General features: G+C 60.5%; 20 protein-coding genes and 1 pseudogene. 8 read left to right on the top strand and 13 right to left on the bottom strand.

Annotation, left to right across the window (positions count from 1 at the left end):
• The first annotated feature begins 186 nt into the window (after positions 1–186).
• Together mfd and HBH25_RS12485 are read left to right on the top strand one after the other, a co-directional pair.
• Positions 187–3,663, top strand: a complete 3,477-nt coding sequence (gene mfd / locus HBH25_RS12490) for a transcription-repair coupling factor (protein ID WP_168084237.1) — start codon at positions 187–189, stop codon at positions 3,661–3,663.
• A gap of 9 nt (positions 3,664–3,672) precedes the next feature.
• Positions 3,673–5,967, top strand: a complete 2,295-nt coding sequence (locus HBH25_RS12485; RefSeq protein ID WP_168084236.1) for a DEAD/DEAH box helicase — start codon at positions 3,673–3,675, stop codon at positions 5,965–5,967.
• Here HBH25_RS12485 and HBH25_RS12480 read toward each other — a convergent pair whose 3' ends face one another.
• The 3 genes from HBH25_RS12480 to HBH25_RS12470 form a co-directional block, all read right to left on the bottom strand.
• The gene (locus tag HBH25_RS12480; RefSeq protein WP_168084235.1) at positions 5,968–6,705 is read right to left on the bottom strand and encodes an S-methyl-5'-thioinosine phosphorylase; all 738 of its coding nucleotides are present in this window, start codon (positions 6,703–6,705) and stop codon (positions 5,968–5,970) included.
• A 2-nt stretch (positions 6,706–6,707) separates the two neighbouring features.
• The gene (nagZ, locus tag HBH25_RS12475) at positions 6,708–7,736 is read right to left on the bottom strand and encodes a beta-N-acetylhexosaminidase (RefSeq protein ID WP_168084234.1); all 1,029 of its coding nucleotides are present in this window, start codon (positions 7,734–7,736) and stop codon (positions 6,708–6,710) included.
• Positions 7,737–7,802: 66 nt separating this feature from the next.
• Complete coding sequence (locus HBH25_RS12470) at positions 7,803–8,501, bottom strand: TetR/AcrR family transcriptional regulator (RefSeq protein WP_168084233.1); 699 nt, start codon at positions 8,499–8,501, stop codon at positions 7,803–7,805.
• A 187-nt stretch (positions 8,502–8,688) separates the two neighbouring features.
• On the opposite strand from HBH25_RS12470, the gene lexA reads away from it, so the two are divergent.
• On the top strand, positions 8,689–9,300 hold the full coding sequence (gene lexA, locus HBH25_RS12465; protein ID WP_168084232.1) for a transcriptional repressor LexA: 612 nt from the start codon (positions 8,689–8,691) through the stop codon (positions 9,298–9,300).
• 12 nt (positions 9,301–9,312) lie between these two features.
• Entirely contained in the window at positions 9,313–9,795 is a 483-nt protein-coding gene (gene sulA / locus HBH25_RS12460; protein WP_168084231.1) for an SOS-induced cell division inhibitor SulA, read from the top strand.
• Between the two features lie 14 nt (positions 9,796–9,809).
• Here the strand turns inward: sulA and HBH25_RS12455 are convergent, their stop codons facing one another.
• From HBH25_RS12455 to fadB, 6 genes are all read right to left on the bottom strand, one after another.
• Positions 9,810–10,043 carry a hypothetical protein gene (locus HBH25_RS12455; RefSeq protein WP_168084230.1) on the bottom strand — a complete coding sequence of 78 codons (234 nt, stop codon included), beginning with the start codon at positions 10,041–10,043 and terminating at the stop codon, positions 9,810–9,812.
• A 51-nt stretch (positions 10,044–10,094) separates the two neighbouring features.
• Positions 10,095–10,619, bottom strand: coding sequence for a DUF6586 family protein (locus tag HBH25_RS12450; RefSeq protein WP_168084229.1), 525 nt, complete (start codon positions 10,617–10,619; stop codon positions 10,095–10,097).
• 24 nt (positions 10,620–10,643) lie between these two features.
• On the bottom strand, positions 10,644–13,253 hold the full coding sequence (topA, locus tag HBH25_RS12445) for a type I DNA topoisomerase (RefSeq protein ID WP_168084228.1): 2,610 nt from the start codon (positions 13,251–13,253) through the stop codon (positions 10,644–10,646).
• Positions 13,254–13,350: 97 nt separating this feature from the next.
• Positions 13,351–13,602: a DUF1653 domain-containing protein gene (locus HBH25_RS12440; protein ID WP_168084227.1), complete on the bottom strand. Its 252-nt coding sequence runs from the start codon at positions 13,600–13,602 to the stop codon at positions 13,351–13,353.
• A 73-nt stretch (positions 13,603–13,675) separates the two neighbouring features.
• Positions 13,676–14,851 carry an acetyl-CoA C-acyltransferase FadA gene (gene fadA / locus HBH25_RS12435; RefSeq protein WP_168084226.1) on the bottom strand — a complete coding sequence of 392 codons (1,176 nt, stop codon included), beginning with the start codon at positions 14,849–14,851 and terminating at the stop codon, positions 13,676–13,678.
• Between the two features lie 30 nt (positions 14,852–14,881).
• On the bottom strand, positions 14,882–17,029 hold the full coding sequence (gene fadB, locus HBH25_RS12430) for a fatty acid oxidation complex subunit alpha FadB (protein WP_168084225.1): 2,148 nt from the start codon (positions 17,027–17,029) through the stop codon (positions 14,882–14,884).
• Between the two features lie 265 nt (positions 17,030–17,294).
• Here fadB and HBH25_RS23755 point away from each other — a divergent pair.
• Both HBH25_RS23755 and HBH25_RS23750 read left to right on the top strand, forming a co-directional pair.
• Positions 17,295–18,065 (top strand): annotated as a pseudogene (locus HBH25_RS23755) (cache domain-containing protein); the annotation flags it as partial.
• A gap of 12 nt (positions 18,066–18,077) precedes the next feature.
• Positions 18,078–18,929 carry a methyl-accepting chemotaxis protein gene (locus HBH25_RS23750; protein WP_420708487.1) on the top strand — a complete coding sequence of 284 codons (852 nt, stop codon included), beginning with the start codon at positions 18,078–18,080 and terminating at the stop codon, positions 18,927–18,929.
• Between the two features lie 2 nt (positions 18,930–18,931).
• Here HBH25_RS23750 and HBH25_RS12420 read toward each other — a convergent pair whose 3' ends face one another.
• A complete protein-coding gene (locus HBH25_RS12420) occupies positions 18,932–19,375 on the bottom strand; it encodes a hypothetical protein (protein WP_168084223.1) in 444 nt (147 codons plus the stop codon).
• 99 nt (positions 19,376–19,474) lie between these two features.
• Here HBH25_RS12420 and HBH25_RS12415 point away from each other — a divergent pair, with 99 nt between their 5' ends.
• Complete coding sequence (locus HBH25_RS12415) at positions 19,475–19,927, top strand: universal stress protein (RefSeq protein WP_168084222.1); 453 nt, start codon at positions 19,475–19,477, stop codon at positions 19,925–19,927.
• Positions 19,928–19,952: 25 nt separating this feature from the next.
• Here the strand turns inward: HBH25_RS12415 and HBH25_RS12410 are convergent, their stop codons facing one another.
• Positions 19,953–21,860: an ATP-binding cassette domain-containing protein gene (locus HBH25_RS12410; RefSeq protein WP_168084221.1), complete on the bottom strand. Its 1,908-nt coding sequence runs from the start codon at positions 21,858–21,860 to the stop codon at positions 19,953–19,955.
• Between the two features lie 153 nt (positions 21,861–22,013).
• Here HBH25_RS12410 and HBH25_RS12405 point away from each other — a divergent pair, with 153 nt between their 5' ends.
• Positions 22,014–23,960, top strand: coding sequence for a transglycosylase SLT domain-containing protein (locus tag HBH25_RS12405; protein WP_168084220.1), 1,947 nt, complete (start codon positions 22,014–22,016; stop codon positions 23,958–23,960).
• A gap of 86 nt (positions 23,961–24,046) precedes the next feature.
• On the opposite strand, the gene HBH25_RS12400 is transcribed toward HBH25_RS12405, so the two are convergent.
• Both HBH25_RS12400 and HBH25_RS12395 read right to left on the bottom strand, forming a co-directional pair.
• Positions 24,047–24,850, bottom strand: coding sequence for an MOSC domain-containing protein (locus HBH25_RS12400; RefSeq protein ID WP_168084219.1), 804 nt, complete (start codon positions 24,848–24,850; stop codon positions 24,047–24,049).
• 55 nt (positions 24,851–24,905) lie between these two features.
• Positions 24,906–25,835, bottom strand: a complete 930-nt coding sequence (locus tag HBH25_RS12395; protein WP_168084218.1) for a chemotaxis protein CheV — start codon at positions 25,833–25,835, stop codon at positions 24,906–24,908.
• Positions 25,836–25,860 lie beyond the last annotated feature (25 nt).

The following is a 25,860-nucleotide window of genomic DNA, read 5'->3' as shown; positions in this document are numbered from 1 at the left end:
TACATTATGACTTCGGCCGTTGCGTTAAAGCAATCCGCGCCCGTCATCGCGGCAGCATAGACCGTATTGGCACCTGTAAGTTCTTGGCCCCCAAAGGCTTCTTTTACACGGTGCGCCACTGACAGGCAGCCCGCCAGGCCGTTACAATCCGGCTTTCGGACCGAGTACCTGGAGTCTTACCCTACCGTGCCAGTTCTGCGCCTTCCGCCGTTACCCTCCATGGCAAGCTCTGCCTCGCCGGTCAAGCAAACCTGGGGCAACCTCCCCGGCGCTGCCTTGAGCCTGGCCATCGCTGAAGCTGCCAGTACCGCCAAGCGCTTCACGCTACTGCTCACGGCAGACAGCCAGGCAGCGGACCGTCTGGAACAGGAGCTGCGCTTCTTCGCACCAGACCTGCCGGTACTGCATTTCCCGGACTGGGAAACGCTCCCCTACGACCTCTTCTCGCCTCACCAGGACATTGTGTCCCAGCGCATTGCGGCCCTGTACCGGCTGCCCGAGCTAAGCCACGGGATCCTGGTAGTGCCGATCACCACGGCCCTACACCGCTTGGCACCTACCCAGTTTCTGTTGGGCAGCAGCCTGGTGCTGGACGTGGGGCAGCGGCTGGACGTAGAAGCCACCCGCGCGCGCCTGGAGGCCGCTGGCTACCGGTACGTGGACACGGTGTACGAACATGGCGAGTTCACGGTACGGGGCGCACTGATCGACCTCTTCCCCATGGGCAGCAAACTGCCCTACCGGATTGACCTGTTCGACGATGAGATCGAAACGCTGCGCACCTTCGACCCGGACACCCAACGGTCCATCGATAAAGTGGACTCTATACGCCTGCTGCCTGCCCGTGAGTTTCCGCTGCAAAAAGAAGCGGTCACCCGGTTCAAGGCCCGCTTCCGCGAGCGTTTCGATGTGGACTTCCGCCGCAGCCCGATCTTCCAGGACCTCAACAGCGGTATTACACCGGCAGGCATCGAGTATTACCTGCCGCTGTTTTTCGAGGCCACCTCTACCCTGTTCGACTACCTGCCCCAGGACACCCAAGTGTTCTCCCTGCCTGGAATCGAACAGGCCGCGGATACGTTCTGGAACGACGTGCGCAACCGCTACGAAGAGCGTCGTATAGACCCCTTGCGGCCTCTGCTACCGCCTGCCGAGCTGTTCCTCCCTGTAGAAGACTGCTTTGCGCGCCTGAAAACCTGGCCTCGGGTGGTAGCCAGCAGTGATGACCCAGGCACCGGCGGCGGGCGCGAGCGCTTCCCTGCCAGCCCGCTGCCAGACCTGGCCATTCAGGCCAAGGCCAGCCAGCCTATGGCGGCCCTGGCTGATTACCTGGACCAGTTCCCGGGGCGCGTGCTGTTCACGGCTGAATCGGCCGGCCGCCGCGAAGTGCTGCTGGACATGCTCGCCCGCTTGAAGCTCAAGCCAGTCACGGTCGAAGGCTGGCCAGGCTTTGTGGCTAGCGAAGCGCGCCTGGCCATCACCATCGCCCCTCTGGACGATGGCCTACAACTGGATGACCCGGCCCTGGCGCTGATCGCTGAAAGCCCCTTGTTCGGCCAGCGGGTGATGCAACGCCGCCGCCGTGACAAGCGGGGCGAGGTCAGCAGCGATGCGGTCATCAAGAACCTGACCGAGCTGCGCGAAGGCGCACCGGTGGTCCATATTGACCATGGCGTGGGACGTTACCTGGGCTTGGCTACGTTGGAAATCGACAACCAGGCCGCTGAGTTCCTGACCCTCGAATATGCAGAGAACGCCAAGCTGTACGTGCCTGTGGCCAACCTGCACCTGATAGCCCGCTACACCGGCAGCGACGACGCCCTGGCGCCGTTGCACCGCCTGGGCTCGGAAAGCTGGCAGAAAGCCAAGCGCAAGGCTGCCGAACAGGTGCGAGACGTGGCCGCCGAGCTGTTGGATATCTACGCGCGCCGTGCGGCGCGCAAAGGCTATGCCTTCAACGACCCTGCACTGGACTACGAAACGTTCAGTGCCGGCTTCCCCTTCGAGGAAACCCCGGACCAGCAAACCGCCATTCAGGCTGTACACGACGACATGCTGGCTGCCAAGCCCATGGACAGGCTGGTGTGCGGTGATGTGGGCTTCGGAAAAACCGAAGTGGCCATGCGCGCGGCGTTCATTGCCGTTCATGGCGGGCGCCAAGTGGTGATTCTGGTGCCTACCACCCTCCTCGCTCAGCAGCATTACAACAGCTTCCGGGACCGTTTCGCGGACTGGCCCGTGCGCGTGGAGGTGATGAGTCGGTTCAAGTCTGCCAAGGAAGTAGCCGAAGCTGTTACCGAGCTGGCTGAGGGCAAGATTGACATCGTGATCGGCACCCACAAGCTGCTGCAAGACGATGTAAAGGTCAAAAACCTGGGGCTGGTGATCATCGACGAGGAGCATCGCTTCGGGGTACGCCAGAAAGAAGCCCTAAAGGCCCTGCGCAGTGAGGTGGACATCCTCACCCTCACGGCCACGCCCATCCCGCGCACGCTCAACATGGCCATGTCTGGCATGCGGGACTTGTCGATCATCGCAACGCCACCCGCCAGGCGCCTGTCTGTGCGCACGTTCGTGATGGAGCAGAACAAGAGCACGGTCAAGGAAGCGCTGCTGCGCGAACTATTGCGCGGCGGCCAGGTGTATTACCTGCACAATGACGTGAAGACCATTGAAAAATGCGCGGCCGACCTGGCCGAACTGGTACCCGAAGCCCGAATCGGCATCGGCCATGGGCAGATGCGTGAGCGCGACCTTGAACAGGTGATGAGCGATTTCTACCACAAGCGCTTCAACGTGCTCATCGCCTCTACCATTATCGAAACCGGTATCGACGTCCCTAGCGCCAATACCATCATCATCGAGCGCGCTGATAAATTCGGCCTGGCGCAGTTGCACCAGTTGCGTGGCCGTGTGGGCCGAAGCCACCACCAGGCTTACGCCTACCTGCTCACCCCCGCGCGCCAGCAGGTCACTACCGACGCAGAAAAACGCCTGGAAGCCATTGCCGCCACCCAGGACCTGGGCGCAGGGTTTGTACTGGCCACCAATGACCTGGAAATCCGGGGCGCTGGTGAGCTGCTGGGCGAGGGCCAGAGCGGGCAGATCCAGGCCGTGGGCTTTACGCTGTACATGGAAATGCTGGAGCGTGCGGTCAAGTCCATCCAGAAAGGCGAACAGCCCAACCTGGACAAGCCGCTCAGCGGCGGCCCGGAAATCAACCTGCGCTTGCCTGCGCTCATTCCCGAAGACTACCTGCCGGACGTGCATGCTCGCCTGATCCTTTACAAGCGTATTGCGTCAGCAGCCGACGAAGAAGGCTTGAAAGACCTTCAGGTAGAAATGATCGACCGCTTTGGGTTGCTACCAGAGCCGACCAAAAACCTTGTGCGTATCACGTTGCTCAAATTGCACGCAGAAAAGCTGGGCATTTTGAAAATCGATGGTGGCCCTCAGGGCGGGCGCATCGAGTTCGCGTCCGAAACGCCAGTCGATCCCATGGCGCTGATCAAGCTGATCCAGACGCAGCCCAAACGCTACAAGTTCGAAGGCGCTACCGTGTTCAAATTCCAGGTGCCGATGGAGCGGCCGGATGAGCGTTTCACTACAGTTGAAAGCCTGCTTGAGCAATTGGCCAAAGCATCGGGCCACGCCAATGCGTAGCGCTGGGCCATGCAAGCCGTGACGCAACCCAGCGTTCCTCGCCCCCGGTTATGGCTGGGGAGCGTGGAGTTCAGCGCCTTCGAACCTCGCAATGGCCGTATGCAAAGGCATGTTCAGCACAGGGCAGCCCTGGCATTCGGTTATGACGGCCAGTACGTTTCGCCGTCCAGCCTGGCGCCGGTACGCCACAGTGAAACGGATACGTTACAACGAGACCTGGCCTTCGAGCGGCACGCCAGAGAGCACTTGCAACGCCTGGGGTTGCGAATTGCCACACGGCAGAGCAAGGCCCTGCCAGAACGCGCCGGCGAGCTGTATGAGTTACCGACCGATAGTGCCTGGTTACGGTTCGTACTCCACGACCTGCCCACCCTGCGTGAAAGCGGGTGGGAAATAGCCTACGGCGAGCATTTCAGCTTCCAGCTGACCCCGGTGGCGCACTGGTATGCACACGTCGAGGAAGGGGCCGGCCGGGACTGGTTCGACCTGGAGCTGGGTATCGTGGTGGAAGGTGAGTCCCACAGCCTGCTGCCCATTCTGCTGAACCTGGTCAGGGCACATCCGGACGCCCTCAAGCCAGGCATGCTTGCTCGGCGCAAAGATGACGAATTGCTGGTGGTAACACTGCCCCATTCGCCAGGTGTTCGGCGTGCTGTTCAAGTTGCCCTGCCCTATGGCCGGTTGAAGCCCGTGCTGGCGGCGCTAGGTGATGTGTACCAGCACGAGCATGGCGCCACCCGTTTGCGCCTGGCCGCCCAGGACGCTACCCGCCTGAACCTGCTCGATGGCCTGCCGTTGCAATGGGAAGGTGCCGAACGGCTACGGCTGTTGGCCGCCCGCCTGCGGGACTCCCATAGCCAGCATGTGCAGGCGCCCCAGGGCCTTGGCGCAACGCTGCGCAGCTATCAGCTGGAGGGCTTGAGCTGGATGCAAAACCTGCGCGAGCTTGAGGTAGGCGGCATCCTTGGCGATGACATGGGCTTGGGTAAAACCCTTCAAGCCCTTGCATACGTGCTGACGGAAAAGAATGCAGGCCGCCTTGACCGGCCCGCCATGGTGGTAATGCCGACCAGCCTGATTCCCAATTGGCAGGACGAGGCCGCCCGCTTTACACCCTCTCTGCGGGTATTGACGCTGCAGGGCACAGGGCGAAAAAAGCATTTCGATCACCTGCAAGGCTATGACCTGCTGTTGACCACCTACGCCCTGCTGCCCAAGGACGTGGAGCGCATCGGCCAGCTCAAGCTGCACGTTCTTATCCTGGACGAAGCGCAGTACATCAAAACCCCCGGCAGCAAGGCCGCGCAGGCTGCACGACGTTTCGAAGCACGTCAGCGCCTGTGCCTGAGCGGCACACCCCTGGAAAACCACTTGGGTGAGCTATGGTCACTGTTTCATTTCCTCATGCCGGGATGGCTGGGTGACGCCAAGGCGTTCAATACCCACTACCGCATACCCATCGAGCGCCATGAAGACGAGGACCGGCTACAGCACCTCAATAGCCGGATAAGGCCTTTCCTGCTGCGGCGCACCAAAGAACAGGTGGCGACCGAGCTTCCGCCCAAGACAGACATCATCCAATGGGTTGACCTCAACGAGGCCCAACGGGATGTCTATGAAACGGTGCGCCTGGCCATGGACCAGAAAGTAAGGGCTGAAATCAGCCAGAAAGGCATGGCCCGCAGCCAGATCATCATCTTGGAAGCATTGCTCAAGTTGCGTCAGGTCTGCTGTGACCTGCGCCTGGTGAACAAGGCGCGTGTCTACGCGCCAGGTGGCAGCTCCGGCAAACTGGAAAGCCTGATGGGCATGCTCGACCGCCTGATGATCGAGGACCGCCGGGTGCTGGTGTTTTCACAGTTCACCTCAATGCTGGAACTGATCGAAGCCCAACTGCAGCAGCGGGGCCTGGACTATGCGCTACTCACTGGCGCCAGCCGTGATCGCCGCACGCCTGTAGAAGACTTTCAACAAGGCCGCAAGCGCATTTTCCTGATCAGCCTCAAGGCCGGCGGCGTAGGCCTGAACCTCACCGCCGCCGACACGGTGATTCACTATGACCCATGGTGGAACCCGGCAGCAGAACAACAGGCAACGGACCGGGCCTATCGCATAGGCCAGGACAAACCCGTGTTTGTGTTCAAACTGATCACGCGTGGCACTGTGGAAGAAAAGATCGCACAGTTGCAACGGGAGAAAACGGCCCTTGCTGCCGGCGTGCTGGACGGCCGGCATGCCTCGGAATGGCATTGGGAGGCAGAGGACATCGAAGCGCTGCTCGAACCCCTGCCGCCCCTGCGCTGATCAGGCCGCCAGCACGCGTGCCAATACTGTTTTTACTTTGCCGATGCCTTCGTGCAACGCCTGTTCGATCTCGGCCATGGTAATCACGGCCGAACTTTTGCCTGCTGCCGGGTTTACTACCAACGCCAGGCAGGCATAGGCCAGGTCGATTTCCCGCGCCAGCGCCGCCTCGGGCATCCCTGTCATGCCTACCACGTCGCAGCCATCGCGCTCCATACGGGTAATCTCTGCCACCGTTTCAAGCCGAGGGCCTTGTGTCGCACCATATACCCCGAAGTCGCTGAAGCCATAGCCTTCGGCTGCCAGCGCGGCGATCAGTTGTTGCCGCAAGGGTTCGCTGTAGGGGTAGCTGAAATCGATGTGCGTGACCTGCTCCAGGCCATCGGCAAAAAAGGTGTGCTCGCGCCCGCTGGTATAGTCGATCACCTGGTGAGGTACGCTGAAGTGGCCTGTGCCCATGGCCTCATGAATGCCCCCCACTGCGTTGACCGCCAGTACCGCTTCAGCGCCAGCCTGCTTCAATGCCCAGAGGTTGGCCCGGTAATTGACCTTATGAGGCGGCAAGCGATGTGGGTGCCCGTGGCGGGCCAGGAACAGCACTTCCCGGCCCGCGTATTCACCGACCAGCACCGGTGCTGAAGGAACACCATAGGGCGTTTCCATTTCAACACTGCGATGGATCTGAAGGCCCTCAAGCTGCGTAAGGCCCGTACCACCAATGATTGCGTATGTCGTCACATTCAGGCTCCAGGTTCCAGCAGGCCCGCCTGGCGTAGCGCATTGAGCGCGTCTAGCCAGCGAGGCTGCTGTTTATAGTCAGAGGTTACGAAGGCGCGGCGACGCATGCCGCCCATCCGCGGCGATGGAGCCACACCCAGGCGCTGGGCGGCGCTCAAGGCCAGCTCGGCCGCTGCCCGATCGTTGCACACCAGGCCCATGTCGCAACCCGCTACCAAGGCCGCTTCGATGCGTGCGGCAGCATCCCCCACCACGTGGGCACCCGCCATGGACAGGTCATCGCTGAAAATCACACCTTCAAACCCCAGCTCTGTACGCAGGATGCCTTGCAGCCAACGGCGGGAGAAACCTGCGGGCCCGCTATCCACTGCGGGATAGATCACATGCGCAGGCATTACCGCCGCTAACCGATGGCGCAATCGAATGAACGGCTGCATGTCCACAGCACGCAATGTTTCCAGGGGGCGGTCATCGACCGGAATGGCCACATGGGAGTCCGCCTCGGCCCAGCCGTGGCCCGGGAAGTGCTTGCCACACGCGGCCATGCCCGCCTGGTTCATGCCCTCGATAAAGGCCCCGGCCAATACAGTTGCCACGCCTACGTCACCACCAAAGGCACGGGTGCCAATCACGGCGCTGCGACCATGGTTCAGGTCCAGGACCGGTGCAAAGCTAAGGTCAAGGCCTGCAGCCAGCACTTCGGTTGCCATGATCCAGCCGCAGGCTTGGGCCAGTGCCTGCGCAGCGTCTCCGCTGGCAGCCTGGGCGATATGCCCCGGTGCAGGCAGGCGCACAAACCCTTGGCGCAAGCGCTGTACCCTTCCACCCTCCTGGTCCACTGCCAATATAAGGTCTGGCCGTATGGCACGAATGCTCGCACACAGGTCACGCACCTGGCGCGGATGTTCAATATTGCGGGCGAAAAGAATAAGGCCGCCCACTTGGGGCTGGCGCAGCAGGTGACGGTCGTCTGCCGTCAGCCATGTGCCGGCAACGTCGACCATCAGAGAGCCTTGAAGGCTGGCGCTCATTGAAAATCCTTGGAAAGACAGCAGGGCCGCTACTGTACCCAATACGCGCCAAGCTGTCTCGGCAGGTCAGGCCTTGACGGCGGCCTTGGTGCGGGGGCGTAGCTGGGCAGTGGACATGGCCGGGTCGCTGACACCGCTGTCAGCGCGCATGCCGGCAGCCAGGAACGGCACCATCAAGCGCATGACCTGTTCGATGGAGGTGTCTACGCCAAAGTCATTTTCGGCAATGGCTCTCAGCGCTTTGATACCCGACATGCTGAAAGCAGCGGCACCCAGCATGAAATGCACGCGCCAGAACAGCTCCAGGGCCGGAATACGCGGTGCGGCCTCATTGACCAGCAGCATGTAGCGGCGGAACACCTTGCCATACATGTCTTCCAGGTAGCGGCGCAGGTGCCCCTGGCTTTCGCTGAAGGCCAGGCCCAGCAGGCGCATGAACGTGGAAAGGTCATTGTTACTGCGGGGCTGGACCGACATGGCCTGATCCACGAGAATTTCCAGCAATTCCTCAAGGCTGGCCTTGTGGTCCGGGCGCGCCGCGCGGCGTTCCAGCTCACGATCCAGGCTGGAGCAGAATGGCCCTAGGAAACGGGAGAACACCGCTTGTATCAGCGCCTTCTTCGAGCCGAAGTGGTAGTTTACCGCAGCGAGGTTGACGCCTGCCTTGCCGGTAATAAGGCGCAGGGACGTTTCAGCAAATCCTTTTTCCGCGAACAATTGCTCGGCGGCATCAAGAATGCGCTCCACGGTTTCCGACTGTGCCATGGGTACTCCAGCTGACAAACAAGTGTTTGAAACATACGTTCGCCCCGCCTGAGATGTCAAGCGAAGTCACATAGTTTCCAGTCATACAGCGCCGTGTTCAAGCAATGCCCTAGCCGCTAGGGCTATTGCCAAGCTCATAATACTGTATATAATCCCAGTCACTGTACAAAAAGCCAGAGCCAACGCCATGCAGAAACTTACGCCACGTCAGGCCGAAATCCTTGTTTTCATCAAGCGTTGCCTCGACGATAACGGCTTCCCCCCTACACGTGCAGAGATCGCACAAGAGCTGGGGTTTAAATCGCCTAACGCTGCCGAAGAGCACCTCAAGGCACTCGCGCGCAAAGGCGCTATCGAAATGACGCCAGGGGCCTCTCGCGGCATTCGCATTCCCGGCGCCGAGCCTAAAGTGGCAAACGACTCCACCTTGCCGGTTATCGGCCGTGTGGCAGCAGGGGCGCCTATTCTTGCCGAACAACACATCGAAACCACCTGCAGCATCAACCCTGCCTTCTTCAGCCCCAAGGCCGACTACCTGCTACGGGTGCACGGCATGAGCATGAAGGACGTAGGCATCATGGACGGCGATTTGCTGGCCGTTCACACCTGCCGGGAAGCACTCAACGGCCAGATCGTCGTGGCACGCCTGGGCGATGAAGTGACGGTGAAACGCTTCAAACGAGAAGGCCATAAAGTCCAGTTACTGGCCGAAAACCCTGATTTTGCTCCAATCGAGGTTGACCTGCGCAAACAGGATCTGGTCATTGAAGGGCTCAGCGTTGGCGTTATCCGCCGATAACAGGAGGTGGCAATGCAGTTTTCCCCGGTAACGCCTGATAGCGTCAAGCATACTCAGCTGTCGTTGTTCGAAGCCTTTATCGCGCCCCCTGGGGCTTTTCAGAAAGCCCCAGAAGAGGCGTGGCCACTGCAAGCGCCAGAAGTGTTCAGTGAGCTAAGCCTGCGTGGCGCAACTGGGAGCTGCCTTGGCCTTCTCGCTCCAATGCTGCGTGAGCTGAGCGACGGCGAGCACATGCGGTGGCTCACATTGATCGCCCCTCCTACAAGCCTTACCCAAAGCTGGCTAAGAGAAGCCGGGTTGAACCGCGAACGCATTCTGTTGCTGCAACCACGCGCTAGCCAAACGCCGCACCAATTGGCCTGCGAGGCGCTGCGGCTTGGCAAAAGCCATACAGTAGTGAGTTGGGTAAACCCTTTGAGCAGTATGGGGCGCCAGCAACTGGTTGCTGCTGCGCGCCAGGGCGACGCGCAAAGCCTTAATATTCGTTTAGGCTAAATCAGCACCAGGCCTTAGTGCAGAACACGAGGCCCTTCGCCATGGTCGAAATCGCCTTCGACCATTTTCCCGGCCATCTGGACACCTACGCTCAGCATGGCTTTCGCCACCTCAACATGTTGACCATGAAGGAAGGCTTTAGCATCTTCCGAGAAGTTGAGCGTGACCAGTGAGCCTTCGTCTTCGGCGCGGCGGAGTTCTATCCTGCCATCCGGAAGTTCGACAATTTCAAGAAAAGACGTAGACATAAAGGAACGGTTCTCCAGGAAAGATGGCCATTGTAACAGCCAGTGAGCAGATCAGCACTCACTTAGGCCATCACGGAACCGTAACGCCAGCGATTTCAGCTGTTGGCGCCAGCCTTCCATCGTTTCACGCGTCAACTCGGGAGCTGGTGCAGGCGCGTCCAGGTTGATCGCCTGAATCAAAGGCTTTGTCACATCCCCTTTGGGTTTGCTAGGCGCACGGGGCGGCTGCCATAGAGCGCCGTATGCCTTCAGCAAGGTGGCCAACCAGGTATCGCGGTTGCCTGCCAGCTCCACCAGCTCTCCCAACTGCGGGTTAGGCGCCGCTGCCAGCGCCTCTGACGTGAGGAATACCTCAGCCTGCACAGAAGAGGCCCCTGCCAAATGGTAGTACCCGGCAATTTCGTGACACAAGCCTAACAAGGCGCCGTAGAGGTGAAACAGCGCCGCTTCACGCTCGGCCTGGGCCAGCGCAGCGGCGTTTATCACTGTCCCCTCTTCGGCCTTTGCCAAGGCTTCCAAGGCAATGCCCGCAAAATACAGCTTTTGGTTAGTGCGGGTGTAGAGCTCATAGGCCATGTAAACCTCCGGGCGTGACGCCTGTTAGCTTGAACGCTTGTCTTCAACCTTCCACGCCTTGCCGTCGAAGAAGGCGCGCCAACCCGTTGGCTTGCCGTCAACCTCGGTCTGTACGTATTGCTCCTTGTTCTTACGGCTGTAACGGATAACCGAGAAGCGCCCTTCTGGGTCTTTTACAGGTGCGTCAAACAAGAAGTGGTACTTGGGGTCGATCTCGTCCTTGTGAGGCAGCAGCTCGCGTACCAGAGGCGCGCGGGTTTCACGGTTCTTTGGGAACTGGCTGGCGGCCAGGAAGAGGCCCGAAGCACCGTCACGCAGCACATAGGTGTCATCCACCTTTTCACATTTGAGCTCCGGCATCTTCACCGCATCCATTTTTGGCGGTGCTGCTTCACCGTTCTTCAACAGTTTGCGCGTATTTTTACAGGCTGCGTTGGTACAGCCGAAGAACTTGCCGAACCGGCCGGTCTTGAGCTGCATCTCACTGCCGCACTTGTCGCACTGAATGCTTGGCCCTTCGTAGCCCTTGATGCGGAAGCTGCCTTCCTCAATTTCATAACCTGGGCAGTCCGGGTTGTTACCGCAGATATGGAGCTTTCGTTTTTCGTCCAGCAGGTAAGCATCCATCGCCGTGGCGCAGATTGGGCAACGGTGTTTGTTCAACAGCACGCGAGATTCAGACTCACCCTCATCGTCGGCGGCAATTTCATCCCCAGGCACCAGGTTAAGCGTGGACTTGCAACGCTCCTTGGGCGGCAGGCTGTATCCGGAGCATCCCAGGAAAACCCCGGTAGACGCCGTACGGATCATCATGGGCCGGCCACATTCCTTGCAGGGAATATCGGTGAGGGTCGGCTGGTTGGCGCGCATACCGTTTTCGCTGGCTTCGGCGACCTCCAGCTTGCTGCGGAAGTCGTCATAGAACTCGTCCAGCACGTTTTTCCAATCGCGCTCACCATGGGCGACGTCGTCCAGGTGCTCTTCCATACCGGCGGTGAACCCGTAATCCATCAGATTCGCAAAGCTCTCACCCAGGCGCTCGGTCACAATATCGCCCATCTTTTCCGAATAGAACCGGCGATTGTGCAACGTCACATAGCCCCGATCCTGGATGGTAGAGATGATGGCGGCATAGGTAGAAGGCCGGCCGATGCCACGCTTTTCCATCTCCTTGACCAGGCTGGCTTCCGAGAACCGTGCCGGCGGCTTGGTGAAGTGCTGGGTAGGGTCCAGCTCAAGCAGCTTCAGGGCTTCACCCTGCGCCATATCCGGCAGCACGTCATCTTCGCCAGGCTTACTGACCTGAGGCAGCACCTTGGTATAGCCATCGAACTTGAGAATTCGGCCCTTGGCGCGCAACTCAAAGTCACCTGCGGACACGGTGATCGTACTGGAGAGGTATTGCGCCGGTGGCATCTGGCAGGCCAGGAACTGCCGCCAGATCAGCTCATACAGCCGCTCGGCATCCCGCTCCATGCCGCTGAGTTGCGAGGGGTGCAGGTTGACATCCGAAGGGCGGATGGCTTCGTGCGCCTCTTGAGCGCCTTCCTTGCTGCCGTAGACATTAGGGCTCGCTGGCAGGTATTGCTTGCCAAAGTTGCTTTCGATGTAAGCACGCGCCATGTCCAGCGCATCTACCGACAGGTTGGTAGAGTCGGTACGCATGTAAGTGATGTAGCCCGCCTCGTACAAGCGCTGGGCCATCATCATGGTTTTCTTTACCCCAAAACCAAGCCGGTTGCTGGCCGCCTGCTGCAAGGTAGACGTGATGAAGGGCGCCGACGGCTTGCTGCTGGTGGGCTTGTCTTCGCGCTTGGCCACGCTGTAGCTGGAAGCCTTGAGCTTGGCCACGGCGGCCATGGCCTGGGCTTCATTGAGCGGCTTGAACGCTTCGCCATGCTCACGTGCCACCTCGAAGCGGACCTTGGCCTTGGAACTGGCCAGGTCTGCATGCAGCTCCCAGTACTCCTGAGGAATGAACGCCCGGATTTCGCGCTCGCGCTCCACCACAAGTTTCACTGCCACGGACTGGACACGGCCGGCAGACAGGCCACGGGCGATTTTCTGCCACAGCAGCGGGGACACCATGTAGCCCACTACGCGGTCGAGGAAGCGACGCGCTTGCTGAGCGTTTACGCGGTCGATGTCTAGCTGGCCAGGCTGCGAAAACGCTTCCTGAATAGCTTTTTTAGTGATCTCGTTGAATACCACGCGCTTGTAGCGGCTGTCGTCACCGCCAATGGCTTCGCGCAGATGCCAGGCAATGGCCTCCCCTTCGCGATCCAAGTCGGTCGCGAGGTAGATGGTGTCGGCATCCTTGGCGAGCTTGCGCAGCTCTTCGATGACTTTTTCCTTGCCTGGAAGAATTTCGTACTTGGCCTTCCAGCCGTGGTCGGGATCTACCCCCATGCGTGCCACCAATTGCCGCCGGGCTTTTTCCCGGGGCGTAAGGGTGGGCGCTTCGCCAGCCGTCTTGGCCTTGCGAGCAGCGGGCTCCTTGGTGGTGGACGAACCGCTGGTGGGCAAGTCTCGGATATGGCCGATACTGGACTTCACCACGTACTGGTTGCCCAGGTACTTGTTGATCGTCTTGGCCTTGGCCGGGGATTCCACAATGACCAGCGATTTTCCCATGGATCGGAAGATTCCTAAAAAACAGAAAGAAAAGGCGGCGACGCCTTTCGAGGCCCCGCTATATATAGTGGCAACTGAGCGAGGTCAAGCGTAGTAACTAAACGCCACTACTCGGTGCCGATTCAAAAAGGCTCGCCTCGGCTTGCACCAAAGCAAAGCGCGGGACCTGCTCGCCGTCAACCTCTACCGACTCCATAAACATGTCCAAAGGGCGAACCCAGAGGCCAAATTCTCCGTATAGCGCTTGATAGCAGACCACCTGTTGCTCGGTCTCCGAGTGGCGCGCAACGCCGAATACACGGTACTCCGGCCCTTTGTAGTGCCGATAGATGCCAGGTTGTAACAGCATATGCCGCCTCTCATTTGAAAATACTTGAAACAAAAACCGGGGCACGAGGCCCCGGTTTTCACCACCACTGCGATCAGACGCGCTCGAACACCGTAGTGATGCCCTGCCCCAACCCGATACACATGGTAGCCACGCCGAGCGTCGCACCCTTTTGCTTCATAACGTTAAGCAGAGTGCCGGAAATGCGGGCACCTGAGCAACCAAAAGGATGACCCAAGGCGATTGCACCGCCATGAAGGTTGACCTTTTCGTCCATCTTGTCCAGCACTTTCAGGTCCTTCAGCACCGGCAGTGCCTGGGCAGCGAAGGCCTCGTTCAGCTCAAAGCAATCGATGTCCGCGACTGTAAGGCCCGCCCGCTTGAGCGCTTTCTGGGTGGCCGGTACGGGACCATAGCCCATGATCGACGGGTCTACACCGGCCACGGCCATGGCGCGAATGACGGCCATGGGCTGCAGGCCCAGGTCCTTGGCACGCTGTGCAGACATGACGATCATGCAGGAGGCACCGTCCGTGATCTGCGACGAGGTACCCGCCGTAACAGTGCCGCCTTTGGGGTTGAACGCTGGCTTAAGTGCCGCAAGCCCTTCGAGGGTGGTTTCGGGGCGAATGGTCTCGTCGTAATCGAACACCTTCAGGAAGCCGTTTTCGTCGTAGCCTTCCATCGGGATGATTTCGTTCTTGAACAAACCTTCCACCGTGGCCTTGTGCGCCAGCTGATGGGAACGAACACCAAAGGCGTCCTGCTGCTCGCGAGTAATGCCGTGCATCTTGCCCAGCAGCTCGGCGGTCAGGCCCATCATGCCCGCGGCCTTGGCAGCATGCAGCGACATCTGCGGGTTAGGGTCCACGCCGTGCATCATGCTCACGTGCCCCATGTGCTCCACGCCACCGATCACGAACACATCGCCATTGCCGGTCTGAATCGCCTGGGCAGCCGTGTGCAAGGCACTCATGGACGAGCCACACAGGCGGCTGACGGTTTGCGCTGCCGCCGTGTGCGGGATGCGGGTCATCAGCGACGCCATGCGGGCGATGTTCCAGCCCTGCTCAAGGGTCTGGTTCACACAGCCCCAGATCACGTCTTCGACTTCTTTGGGATCGACCCCTGGGTTACGTGCCAGCAATTGATCGATCAAGGTGGCCGACAGGTTCTCGGCGCGGGTATTGCGATGCATGCCGCCCTTGGAGCGGCCCATGGGTGTACGACCGAAGTCGACAATCACCACATCTCTTGGATTCAGGCTCATCGTGCAAATCTCGCTCTGTTGTCGGGCGGCTCAGCCAAAGAAACGCTGGCCGGTGCGGGCCATTTCGCGCAGCTTCTCGGTGGGTTGGTACAGCGGGCCCAGGTCAGCGTAACGGTCAGCCATGGCAACGAACTCGGCCACGCCTACCGCATCGATGTACCGCAAGGCGCCGCCTCGGAAGGGAGGGAAGCCAATGCCATACACCAGGCCCATGTCCGCCTCGGCAGCGGTTTCCACGATACCGTCTTCCAGGCAGCGCACGGTTTCCAGGCACAACGGAATCATCATCCAGTTGAGGATATCGTCGTCGCTAACCTCACGCTGCTCATGCATGATTGGCTTGAGCAGGTCCAGCACCGCCGCGTCAGTTACCTTTTTAGGTTTTCCACGCTTGTCGGTTTCATAGGCGTAGAAGCCCTTGCCGTTCTTCTGCCCCAGGCGGTTTGCATCGTACAGGGCGTCGATGGCACTGCGACGGTCATCTTTCATGCGGTCTGGGAAGCCTTCAGCCATCACATCACGACCATGGTGGCCTGTGTCAATGCCCACGACGTCCATCAGGTAGGCCGGGCCCATGGGCCAGCCGAACTTTTCCATCACTTTGTCGATACGTACGAAATCCACACCGGCGCTGACCAGTTTGGCGAACCCGCCGAAGTAAGGGAACAACACACGGTTGACCAGAAAGCCTGGGCAGTCGTTGACCACGATGGGGTTCTTCCCCATCTTCTTGGCGTAGGCGACGGTAGTTGCCACCGCTTGCTCGCTGGAGTGTTCGCCACGGATCACTTCGACCAGGGGCATCATGTGCACCGGGTTGAAGAAGTGCATGCCCACGAAGTTTTCCGGGTGCTTGAGCGCCTTGGCCAGCAGGTTGATGGAAATGGTGGAGGTGTTGGAGGCCAGCACGGTGCCGTCCTTCACATGGTTTTCGACTTCAGCCAGTACCGCCTGCTTGACTTTGGGGTTCTCGACCACGGCTTCGACCACGATGTCTACCTGGCCGAAATCGCCATAGGACAAGGTCGGGCGGATAGCGTTGAGTGCAACGGCCATTTTGTCCGTGGTCAGGCGCCCCTTCTCCACCAGTTTACCCAGCAGCTTGGACGCTTCGTTCAGCCCCTGTTCGAGCCCTTTCTCGTTGATATCCTTCATCAGGATAGGCGTGCCCTTGGACGCCGATTGGTAGGCGATACCGCCCCCCATGATACCGGCACCCAACACAGCGGCCTGCTTCACGTCAGCGGCCTGCTTATCGTAGTGCTTGGCCTTGCGCTTGAGCTCCTGATCGTTCAGGAACAGCCCGATCAAGCTCGCGGATGCAGGCGTTTTTGCCATTTTCACAAAGCCGGCGGCTTCGATTTCCAGCGCCTTGTCCCGGCCGAAGTTGGCGGCTTTCTGCAGGGTTTTGATGGCTTCGACAGGCGCCGGGTAATTAGGCCCGGCCTGACCCGCCACAAAGCCTTTGGCCGTTTCGAATGCCATCATCTGTTCAATGGCATTGAGCTTGAGTTTTTCCAGCTTCGGCTGGCGGCGGGCCAAGTAGTCGATCTCACCGGAGATGGCGCGGCCCAACAGGTCCAACGCCGCGTTGCGCAATTGCTCAGGTGCTACCACTACGTCTACGGCACGCACTTTCAAGGCGTCGTCTGGGCGCTGCTCCTTGCCGGAGGCAATCCATTCGATGGCGTTGTCCACACCGATCAACCGTGGCAGGCGAACGGTACCGCCAAAGCCTGGATAGATCCCCAGCTTCACTTCTGGCAGGCCAATCTTGGCAGCCGTGGACATTACGCGAAAGTCTGCCGCTAGCGCCATTTCGAGGCCACCGCCCAGCGCAATGCCGTTAATGGCTACCAAGGTGGGGCATGGCAGGTCTTCGAAGGCGCTGAAAATCCGGTTTACGTCCAGGGTGGCAGCCGTCAGCTCGGCTTCGGGCAGCTTGAAGTTGTCGACGAACTCAGTGATATCGGCACCGACGATGAACACGTCCTTGCCACTGGTGACCAACACGCCCTTGACCGATGAATCAGCCTTGATGGCCTCCACAGCCTCACGCAACTCGGTGAGGGTCAAGCGGTTGAACTTGTTGACGGACTCACCCTTGAGGTCGAAGGCGAGTTCGACGATGCCACTTTCAAGAGCCTTAACCGTGATGGCTTTACCTTCGTAAATCATCAACTGATCTCCAGGAATGGAAGCTGAACGAGACGTGCCAGAGCAGCCTTGCGGCTTACCCGCCGGCACGCGTTCGGGGAATGGATACGGTGACAAACGACCGATTCATACGCCCGTTTGATTCGGGTGTGCACACCTTCAGCGAAAAGCCGAAGATTGTCAATCACTCGCCCCTTCGCTCAAGTTTGCCGGGCGTGCCGCCGACACCGTTGATACTGCCAGTGCCGTTGCCCTGCCCTGTTGCACCACAGCCCGGAGACCGTTCATGAACCTGTTACGCAATTTTTCCATCAGCCGACGGCTGTGGTTGATCCTGGTACTGGCGGTGGGCATGGTCGCGGCGCTGGGCCTGGTAATGCTCAAGCAGATTCATGACGACCTCTACCGTGCCAAGGCGCTGAAAACCATGCATGTGGTGCAGACCGCGACTGGCCTGCTGGAGTACTTCAACGGGCTGGAAAAGTCCGGGGCGCTCACTCAGGGCCAAGCCCAGCAGCAAGCCATTGCGGCTATCCGCGGCCTGCGCTACGGCGGTACAGACTATTTCTGGATCAACGACCTGCGCCCGGTGATGGTGATGCACCCCACCAACAGCAAGCTCGAAGGCCAGGACCTGTCCGCTATCCGGGACCCGGACGGGTTTGCCGTTTTCAATGAAATGGTAGCCCTTGCCAAAGCCAAGGGTGCCGGCATGGTGAACTACCGCTGGCCCAAACCGGGTGCGACTGCGCCAGTGGCCAAGACCTCCTACGTACAACTGTTCCAGCCATGGGGCTGGGTGATCGGCTCTGGCGTGTACGTGGATGATGTGGAGGCCGAATTTGTGGCTCAAGCGATCCAGGTGGCCGTAGCCGGCCTGTTCATCGCATTTGCACTGGCGCTAGCGATCATTCTGATAGCCCGCAGCATTGTCCGACCGCTTGAGGCGTCTGTGACCGCCCTGGCTAATATCGCCAGCGGCGAAGGTGACCTCACCCAGGAGCTTCAGGCCAGCGGCAATGATGAAATCACCCAGTTAAGCCGGCACTTCAATGGCTTTACGCGGAAAATGCGCGGGCTGATCGGCCACCTTCAGGCGTCTGCAGACCAGCTTGGCCGTTCTGCGCAGGCCTTGGGTACCACCGCCCTTGAGGCCCAGTCCAGCAGTGCGCACCAATGTGCGCAAATGGACCTGGTGGCCACGGCCATGACTGATGTGACCCAAGGCGTCCAAGCGGTAGCACGCACGGCTGAACAGGCTGCCAGTGAAATGCATACTGCCGAGTCACAGGCCCGCGAAGGGAAAGCAAGCATTGAGAACAGCGTTCGTCAGATCGATCAGTTGTCTGGCACCATTGCCCAGGCCGTTAAGGTGATTCGTACGCTATCGGAAGAAAGCACAGAAATAGGCGGTGTGTTAGACGTTATCAGCGCCATTGCAGAGCAAACCAACTTGCTGGCCCTCAACGCGGCCATTGAGGCGGCCCGGGCAGGCGAACAAGGCCGTGGGTTTGCTGTGGTGGCGGATGAAGTCCGGTTGCTGGCGCAGCGTACCCAGAAGTCTACGGCGCAGATCCAGGCCATGACCGAACGCTTGCAGCATCATTCCGAGGCGGCGGTGAACGTGATCAATGAAAGCAGCCAGGCCTCGCAGCTCACCATCGATCTGGCCAGTGACGCCGGTCGCAGCCTTGAATGGGTGGTGCAGGGGTTGCGTAACCTGAACACCCTCAACAGTGCTATTGCCACCGCCACGGCGCAACAGCGCCAGGCGATCGAAGACATCGACGGAAATGTAGCCCAGGCCACCGAGCTGTCCCAAGACACCGCCAGTGCCGCCGAGCAATCCAGCCGTACCAGCGTGGACATGAAAGCCCTGAGCGAGCAGCTCAATGCGGCGCTGCGACAGTTCCGTGTCTGATGCTACGTGCTTGCCAGGGACCTGAGCACGCTATCCAGGCGCTCGGCCTGGTCTATACCCGCGCCCTCGCCCCAGATGGCGCTCACCATTCGCCGCTCCGCCTGTACCTTCCACACATCCCCTGGCAGTGAGCGAAGCTGGTCCAGCAAGGGCGACGGCGGGCAGTCTTCACGCCACTGATTGACCCAACGACCGGGCTCCGGCTGCCACCAGGTCCATTCCCCGCTGGCCGTTGCTGGCCGGGGCCTGTGGTACTGGGCCGCAGGTGTAGGCAGGTGTGCTGGCATCCAGTGGGGCCATTGCTGAGGCGCCAACTGCATGCCCAGCCCTAGAGCGCGGGCATGCATTCGGCAGGCCATGCGACCACTCTGTTTTCGAGACGGCCGCAGCCACGCCAGCGGACTTAAAATCACCGCCAGGATTGACACGACTATAAGGACCGTCATAGAACTCTCCCGCAATTAACAAACAACCCCTCGGCGGACTGAACAAGTCCACCTTGAAAGGGCCATAATCAAGTCATACCTTTGCCTGGAGCAACCGCCATGTCCTATCAACATATCCTCGTCGCCGTGGACCTGACCGAGGAATGCGACCCGGTCATCAAGCGAGCTAGCGTGCTTGCCGCAGGCACTGGGGCAACACTCTCCCTGGTTCATATCGTGGAGCCCATGGCGATGGCGTTCGGCGGCGATGTGCCAATGGACCTGTCTCAGCTCCAACAGCAGCAATTCGATCAAGCCAAGGCCCGAATGCTCGCCCTACGGGCCAAGTACCCGGAAATTGAAGAACAGTATTGCCACCTGACCTATGGCCAACCACGTCAGGAAATCCACAAGCTGGCCAAGGAGCAGGCGTGCGACATGATCATCGTGGGCAGCCACGGGCGCCACGGGCTGGGCCTGCTGTTGGGCTCAACCTCCAATGATGTATTGCACGGCGCACCCTGCGATGTGTTGGCTGTGAAACTGGACAGGGTCAAGACCGATAAGGCCTGACCCTGCCCCAAGCTTAGGCTTAGGCTTAGGCGTCCAGTTCGGCCCACCGCTCTACCAACACATCATGGCGAGCCTGCAAGTCTTCCAGGCTTGCCAGCACGGCGGCGGTCTCCGCAGCAGGCCGCTGGTAAAATGCCGGTGAAGCGATCTGGGCCTGTACGTCGCCAATCTGCGCTTCCATGGCTTCGATCTGCCCAGGCAGCGCCTCCAGTTCCCGCTGAAGCTTGTAGCTGAGCTTCTTCTTGGCAGGTGCAGGGGCAGCAGCAACAGGGGCCGCCGCCGGCGCAGCTGGCGCAGGCTCGGCCTTCTGGGGCTTGGTTTCCTTAACGCCCAGCAGCTTGGCGGAGCCACCCTGGCGAATCCAATCCTGGTACCCGCCTACGTATTCGCGCACCTGCCCATCACCTTCAAAGACCAAGGTGCTGGTGACCACGTTGTCCAGGAAGGCCCGGTCGTGGCTGACCATCAGCACGGTGCCTTTGAAACTGGACAGTACTTCTTCAAGCAGCTCCAGGGTTTCCACGTCCAGGTCGTTGGTGGGTTCGTCCAGCACCAGCAGGTTGGCTGGCTTGCTGAACAGCTTGGCCAGCAGCAGGCGTGCGCGCTCGCCTCCCGACAGTGCCTTCACCGGCGTACGTGCTCGCTGGGGGCTGAACAGGAAATCGCCCAGATAACTGAGTACGTGGCGGTTCTGCCCGTCTATCTCGATAAAGTCGCGGCCTTCGGCCACGTTATCGATCACGGTCTTCTCCAGGTCCAGCTGCATGCGCAATTGGTCGAAATAGGCCACTTCCAGCTTCGTACCCTGGTCTACCTTCCCGCCGGTAGGCTGAAGGTCGCCCAGCATGAGCTTGAGCAGCGTCGTTTTGCCGGTGCCGTTGGCGCCCAGCAGGCCGATACGGTCCTGGCGCTGCAACACCATGGAGAAGTCCTTGACCAGCAACGGCCCGCCTGGATGGGCGTAGCTGACGTTCTCCAGCGCAATTACCTGCTTGCCGGACTTGTCTGCCACGTCCAGCTGGATGTTGGCCTTGCCCTGGCGCTCGCGGCGCTCGCCCCGCTCCACGCGCAGCTCCTTGAGCGCACGCACACGGCCTTCGTTGCGGGTACGCCGGGCCTTGATGCCTTGGCGAATCCACACTTCTTCCTGAGCCAGCCGTTTGTCGAACAGGGCATTCGCCGTTTCTTCGGCAGCCAGCTCGGCTTCCTTGTGCACCAGGAAGCTGGCGTAGTCGCCATTCCAGTCGATCAGGTGACCGCGGTCCAGCTCCAGAATGCGTGTTGCCAGGTTCTGCAGGAAGGCCCGGTCGTGGGTGATGAACAGCACAGCGCCGCCAAACCCGGCCAGCGCTTCTTCAAGCCAGGCGATGGCGCCGATGTCCAAATGGTTGGTGGGTTCGTCGAGCAGCAGCAGGTCAGGCTCGGACACCAAGGCCTGGGCGAGCAGTACCCGGCGGCGCCACCCCCCCGACAACTCGGCCAGGGTCTTGTCTGCGGGCAACTGCAACCGGCTCAGGGTGCTGTCCACCAGTTGCTGCAAGCGCCAACCGTCACGGGCTTCCAACTCTTGCTGACAATGCATCAGCGCATCCAGGTCGGCGTCGGTCACGATGTTCTGGCTCAGGTGGTGATACTGCGCAAGCAGTTCGCCTACACCGGCCAGCCCTTCGGCCACCACGTCGAACACGGTACGGTCGTCGGCACGCGGCAGTTCCTGGGGCAACTCGCCGATCTTGAGGCCGGGCGCGCGCCAGATATCCCCATCGTCGGGTTTGCGATCGCCCCGTACCAGCCGCAGCATGCTGGACTTGCCCGTACCGTTGCGGCCGATGATGCAGACCCGCTCGCCACGAGCGATCTGCCAGGAAACCTTGTCGAGCAGCGGCATGGAGCCGTATGCAAGGGAAACATCGCTCAGTTTGAGCAGGGTCATGAGATTCTCCGAAAAACCGGTGCGCAGTTTACCTGATGTACCGCGTGCGCACAGCAAACGCCGGGCGGCATATGCCGAAACACCTGGCACGCTTCCGGGGCAGAGGGCAACAGGCTAAGCTAGCGGCCAATCTGTACGCTTCCCGGAAGTCTCATGCGCAGTCGACTGTCCCGCCTTGTTCCCGCATTGGTTCCTGCGCTGCTGCTTGGCGCCCTTGCTTTCACCCCCTTTGCCCAGGCTGGAGACCTCACCCTCCAGCGGCAGTATTACGACCAGGCCAAGGCCGCATTGGCCAAGGGCAACAGCGCGCCCTACTTCCAGTACAAGGCCATGCTGGTGGACTACCCGGTGGAGCCCTACCTGGCCTATGACGAACTCACGGCGCGCCTTCCGGGCGCCAGCGATGAGGAAGTGGAAGCGTTCATCACCGCCCACGGCGACCTGCCCCAGATCAACTGGCTCAAACTGCGCTGGCTGCGCATGCTGGCCGAGCGTGGTGATTGGCCTACCTTCGTCAAATACTACGACAGCAAGCTCAACTTCACCGAGCTGGACTGCCTGTACGGGCAATATCAGCTCACCCAGCCTAGCCTGCGCGCCGAAGGGTATGCCAACGCCGAACGGCTGTGGCTGAGTGGCAAGGACCGGCCGGCGGCCTGCGACCCGCTGTTCGGCCGTTGGGCTGCCGAGGGGCAACTGACCGAACAGAAGCGCTGGCAACGGGTGCGCCTGGCCGCGCAGGCTCGCAACTACACACTGGCCAGCAGCCTGGTGGATGGCCTGCCTACCTTGCAGGCACAAGGCCGCCGCCTGCTTGATGTGGCGCGCAACCCCGAGCTGCTCGACAAGCCTGCCCTTTTCCAGCCTGCCGATGAAGCCATGGCAGATGCCGTGGGCCTGGGCCTGCGCCGTCTGGCGCGGCAGAATCCGGAAAAGGCCATGGGCCTGCTGGACAGCTATGCCGCCACCATGCGCTTCGGTGCAGACGAAAAGGTGGCCATCGCCAAGGACATCGGCCTGGGGCTGGCGCGAAGCTACGACCCGCGTGCGCTGGACCTTATGACCCAATACGATCCAGACCTGCGCGATGACACCGTTAGTGAATGGCGCTTGCGCCTGCTGCTGCGCCTGGGCCGCTGGCAGGACGCCTATGACCTCACGCGCCGCCTGCCAGCCAGCCTGGCCCAGACCAACCGCTGGAAGTACTGGGAGGCCCGCGCACTGGAGCTGGCCAGGCCAACCGACCCTCAAGTACCCGTCCTCTACAAGGCGGTTGCCAAGGAGCGGGACTTCTATGGCTTCCTGGCGGCCGATCGTACCCAGGTGCCTTACCAGTTGACCAACAAGCCGCTGCCCCTGACCCAGGCACAGATGAACGCCGTGCGTAACGCCCCAGGCATACGCCGGGCCATGGAGCTGTACCAGCGCGGGCAGATCGTGGACGGTCGGCGTGAATGGTATTACGTGTCTCGCCACTTCGACCGCGATGAGATGGTTGCGCAGGCCAAGCTGGCCTACGACATGGGCTGGTACTTCCCGGCCATCCGCACCATCAGCCAGGCCCAGTACTGGGACGACCTGAACATCCGCTTCCCCATGGCCCACCGGGACACCTTGCTGCGTGAAGCGCGGCTGCGCGGCATCCATGCAAGCTGGGTGTTCGCGATCACGCGCCAGGAAAGTGCGTTCATGGACGACGCCCGCTCTTCGGTAGGGGCGATGGGCCTGATGCAGCTCATGCCGGCCACCGCCAAGGAAACCGCGCGCAAGTTCAGCATTCCTTTGGCCAATCCCCAGCAGGTCATCAACCCTGACACCAACATCCAGTTAGGCGCGGCGTACCTCAGCGTGGTACACGGGCAGTTCAACGGCAATCGGGTGCTAGCCTCTGCGGCCTACAACGCAGGTGCCGGGCGCGTACGGCAATGGCTGCGCGGTGCGAATCACCTGAGTTTTGACGTATGGGTCGAATCCATTCCGTTCGACGAAACCCGCCAATATGTGCAGAACGTGCTGTCCTATGCAGTGATCTACGGCGCCAAGCTCAACACCCCACAGCCCATCGTGGATTGGCATGAGCGGTTCTTCGACGACATCTGATGGGTATAGGCGCTATGCCACGGCCGGTTCTCTTGTGAGACCGGTCGCAGCCGCAGGCGCAGGCCGGGAACAGCGGTGTGCAGCCTTTACTCCAGCACCGTTACCTCCATCCCCACTTCCACTACACCCCGCCCATCCGGAATCAGGTTCTGCCCGAGCATGATGCCGCCGTCCCGCAACCGGTAACCCTTGAGCGTATTCAAGGGTTCACGATCACTGTCACGCTCGTGAGTGGTGGGGTTGATAGTGGTCATGATGCAGCGGGCACAAGGGGACGCCAGGCGAAAATCCACGTTGCCTATCCGCAAGCGCTTCCACCCGTCTTCGGCGTAAGCACCTGCACCATCGATGACCAGGTTTGGCCGAAAGCGCAGCATGGCCATTTCTCGGCCAACACGCGAGGACAGGTCATCCACGGAGGCCTGATTGATCAGCAACAAAGGAAAACCATCGGCGAACGCCACACGGTCATCAGGTTCACCGTCCCCAACCCCTAATGGGCGAGCACGGTGCTCAGGCACGTACACCAGCCGTGAAGGCTTGCCGATCAAGGCACTCACCCATTCGGCCGCCGCGTCGCCCGCATCCGGCACACGCAGGGTGTCTTTCCAGATAATCACGCCGCGCAAGTCGCTGTCAGCGTCGGGCAACGCCACGTGCAGCGCAGGCAGGCCCGGCGCGCACAGGTCAAGGCCGCCAGCTGCGTTATAAAGGGCCGACAATTGACCTATTACCGGCAATGTACGCTGTGTAAGGAAACGACCACTGGCCTCTTCCACAAGCAGCCACCGCCTGTCGCCGGCCAGCCCCAAAGGCTCTACAGGGGAGGCCTCAAGCAGCTCGCCCTGGGCAGATTTGACAGGGTAACGGTACAGGGCGGTCAGGCGCATGAGCAGGCATCCAGGTGGCGAGGCCCACAGCTTAACCGAACCGCTGCCTGCGAACTCAGCCCAGTTCCATTTCCAGGCGCTGGCGCACCACTTCCACCAGTTTGTCTGGCTGGAACTTGGACAGGAAATTGTCGCAGCCCACTTTCTTCACCATGGATTCGTTGAAGCTTCCCGAGAGCGACGTATGCAATACCACATACAGCTCGCGCAAGCGCGGGTCCTGGCGGATCTCAGTCGTCAGCCGATAACCGTCCATTTCCGGCATTTCAGCGTCGGTAAACACCATGAGCAGCTTGCTGCACACATCTTCACCGGCGTCAGCCCACTTCTGCAGCAGGCGCAGGGCCTTGAGGCCATCACTGGCCACATGCAGTATCGTGCCAAGCTGCGAGAGGGTATCGCGCAGCTGCGAAAGGGCTACGGTGGAGTCATCCACCAGCAGAATTTCCCGGCCCCGCGCCTTGGCAAGCATCGCGTCTTCGAGCTTTTCCTTGGACACCTTGGCGTTGTACGGCACGATCTCCGCCAACACCTTCTCAACGTCGATGATCTCGACCAGCTTGTCTTCAACCCGCGTGATGGCAGTCAAGTAATGCTGACGCCCGGCGCTGGTCGGGGGCGGCAGGATGGCATCCCAGTTCATGTTGATGATGCGGTCCACACCGCCCACCAGAAATGCCTGCACCGACCGGTTGTACTCCGTGACAATGATGGTGCTGTCCGGGCCAGGCTGTAGAGGGCGCATACCAATGGCCTGGGACAAGTCGATGACCGGCAGCGTCTGGCCACGCAGGTTGACCACGCCACAGACAAACGGGTGACGTTGAGGCATCAACGTGAGCTTGGGCAGTTGCAATACCTCTTGGACCTTGAACACGTTGATCGCGAACAGTTGGCGGCCCGCCAGGTGGAACATGAGGATTTCCAGGCGGTTTTCACCCACTAACTGGGTGCGCTGGTCAACGCTGTCAAGAATGCCTGCCATGAAAGTCCCCGGCGGTAGGATAAAT

Origin of the sequence: Pseudomonas quercus, assembly GCF_012033695.1 — a bacterium.
GTDB classification, from domain to species: Bacteria; Pseudomonadota; Gammaproteobacteria; order Pseudomonadales; family Pseudomonadaceae; genus Aquipseudomonas; species Aquipseudomonas quercus.
The sequence above is the reverse complement of the archived record's forward strand: the minus strand, read 5'-3'. Positions and strand labels throughout refer to the sequence as shown.

Coding starts and splice junctions, on each gene's coding strand:
- HBH25_RS12485 (WP_168084236.1), top strand. CDS start 3,673: ATGCAAGCCGTGACGCAACCCAGCGTTCCTCGCCCCCGGTTATGGCTG.
- nagZ (WP_168084234.1), bottom strand. CDS start 7,736: ATGAGCGCCAGCCTTCAAGGCTCTCTGATGGTCGACGTTGCCGGCACA.
- HBH25_RS12470 (WP_168084233.1), bottom strand. CDS start 8,501: ATGGCACAGTCGGAAACCGTGGAGCGCATTCTTGATGCCGCCGAGCAA.
- lexA (WP_168084232.1), top strand. CDS start 8,689: ATGCAGAAACTTACGCCACGTCAGGCCGAAATCCTTGTTTTCATCAAG.
- sulA (WP_168084231.1), top strand. CDS start 9,313: ATGCAGTTTTCCCCGGTAACGCCTGATAGCGTCAAGCATACTCAGCTG.
- HBH25_RS12455 (WP_168084230.1), bottom strand. CDS start 10,043: ATGTCTACGTCTTTTCTTGAAATTGTCGAACTTCCGGATGGCAGGATA.
- HBH25_RS12450 (WP_168084229.1), bottom strand. CDS start 10,619: ATGGCCTATGAGCTCTACACCCGCACTAACCAAAAGCTGTATTTTGCG.
- topA (WP_168084228.1), bottom strand. CDS start 13,253: ATGGGAAAATCGCTGGTCATTGTGGAATCCCCGGCCAAGGCCAAGACG.
- HBH25_RS12440 (WP_168084227.1), bottom strand. CDS start 13,602: ATGCTGTTACAACCTGGCATCTATCGGCACTACAAAGGGCCGGAGTAC.
- fadA (WP_168084226.1), bottom strand. CDS start 14,851: ATGAGCCTGAATCCAAGAGATGTGGTGATTGTCGACTTCGGTCGTACA.
- fadB (WP_168084225.1), bottom strand. CDS start 17,029: ATGATTTACGAAGGTAAAGCCATCACGGTTAAGGCTCTTGAAAGTGGC.
- HBH25_RS23750 (WP_420708487.1), top strand. CDS start 18,078: ATGCGCGGGCTGATCGGCCACCTTCAGGCGTCTGCAGACCAGCTTGGC.
- HBH25_RS12420 (WP_168084223.1), bottom strand. CDS start 19,375: ATGACGGTCCTTATAGTCGTGTCAATCCTGGCGGTGATTTTAAGTCCG.
- HBH25_RS12415 (WP_168084222.1), top strand. CDS start 19,475: ATGTCCTATCAACATATCCTCGTCGCCGTGGACCTGACCGAGGAATGC.
- HBH25_RS12410 (WP_168084221.1), bottom strand. CDS start 21,860: ATGACCCTGCTCAAACTGAGCGATGTTTCCCTTGCATACGGCTCCATG.
- HBH25_RS12405 (WP_168084220.1), top strand. CDS start 22,014: ATGCGCAGTCGACTGTCCCGCCTTGTTCCCGCATTGGTTCCTGCGCTG.
- HBH25_RS12400 (WP_168084219.1), bottom strand. CDS start 24,850: ATGCGCCTGACCGCCCTGTACCGTTACCCTGTCAAATCTGCCCAGGGC.
- HBH25_RS12395 (WP_168084218.1), bottom strand. CDS start 25,835: ATGGCAGGCATTCTTGACAGCGTTGACCAGCGCACCCAGTTAGTGGGT.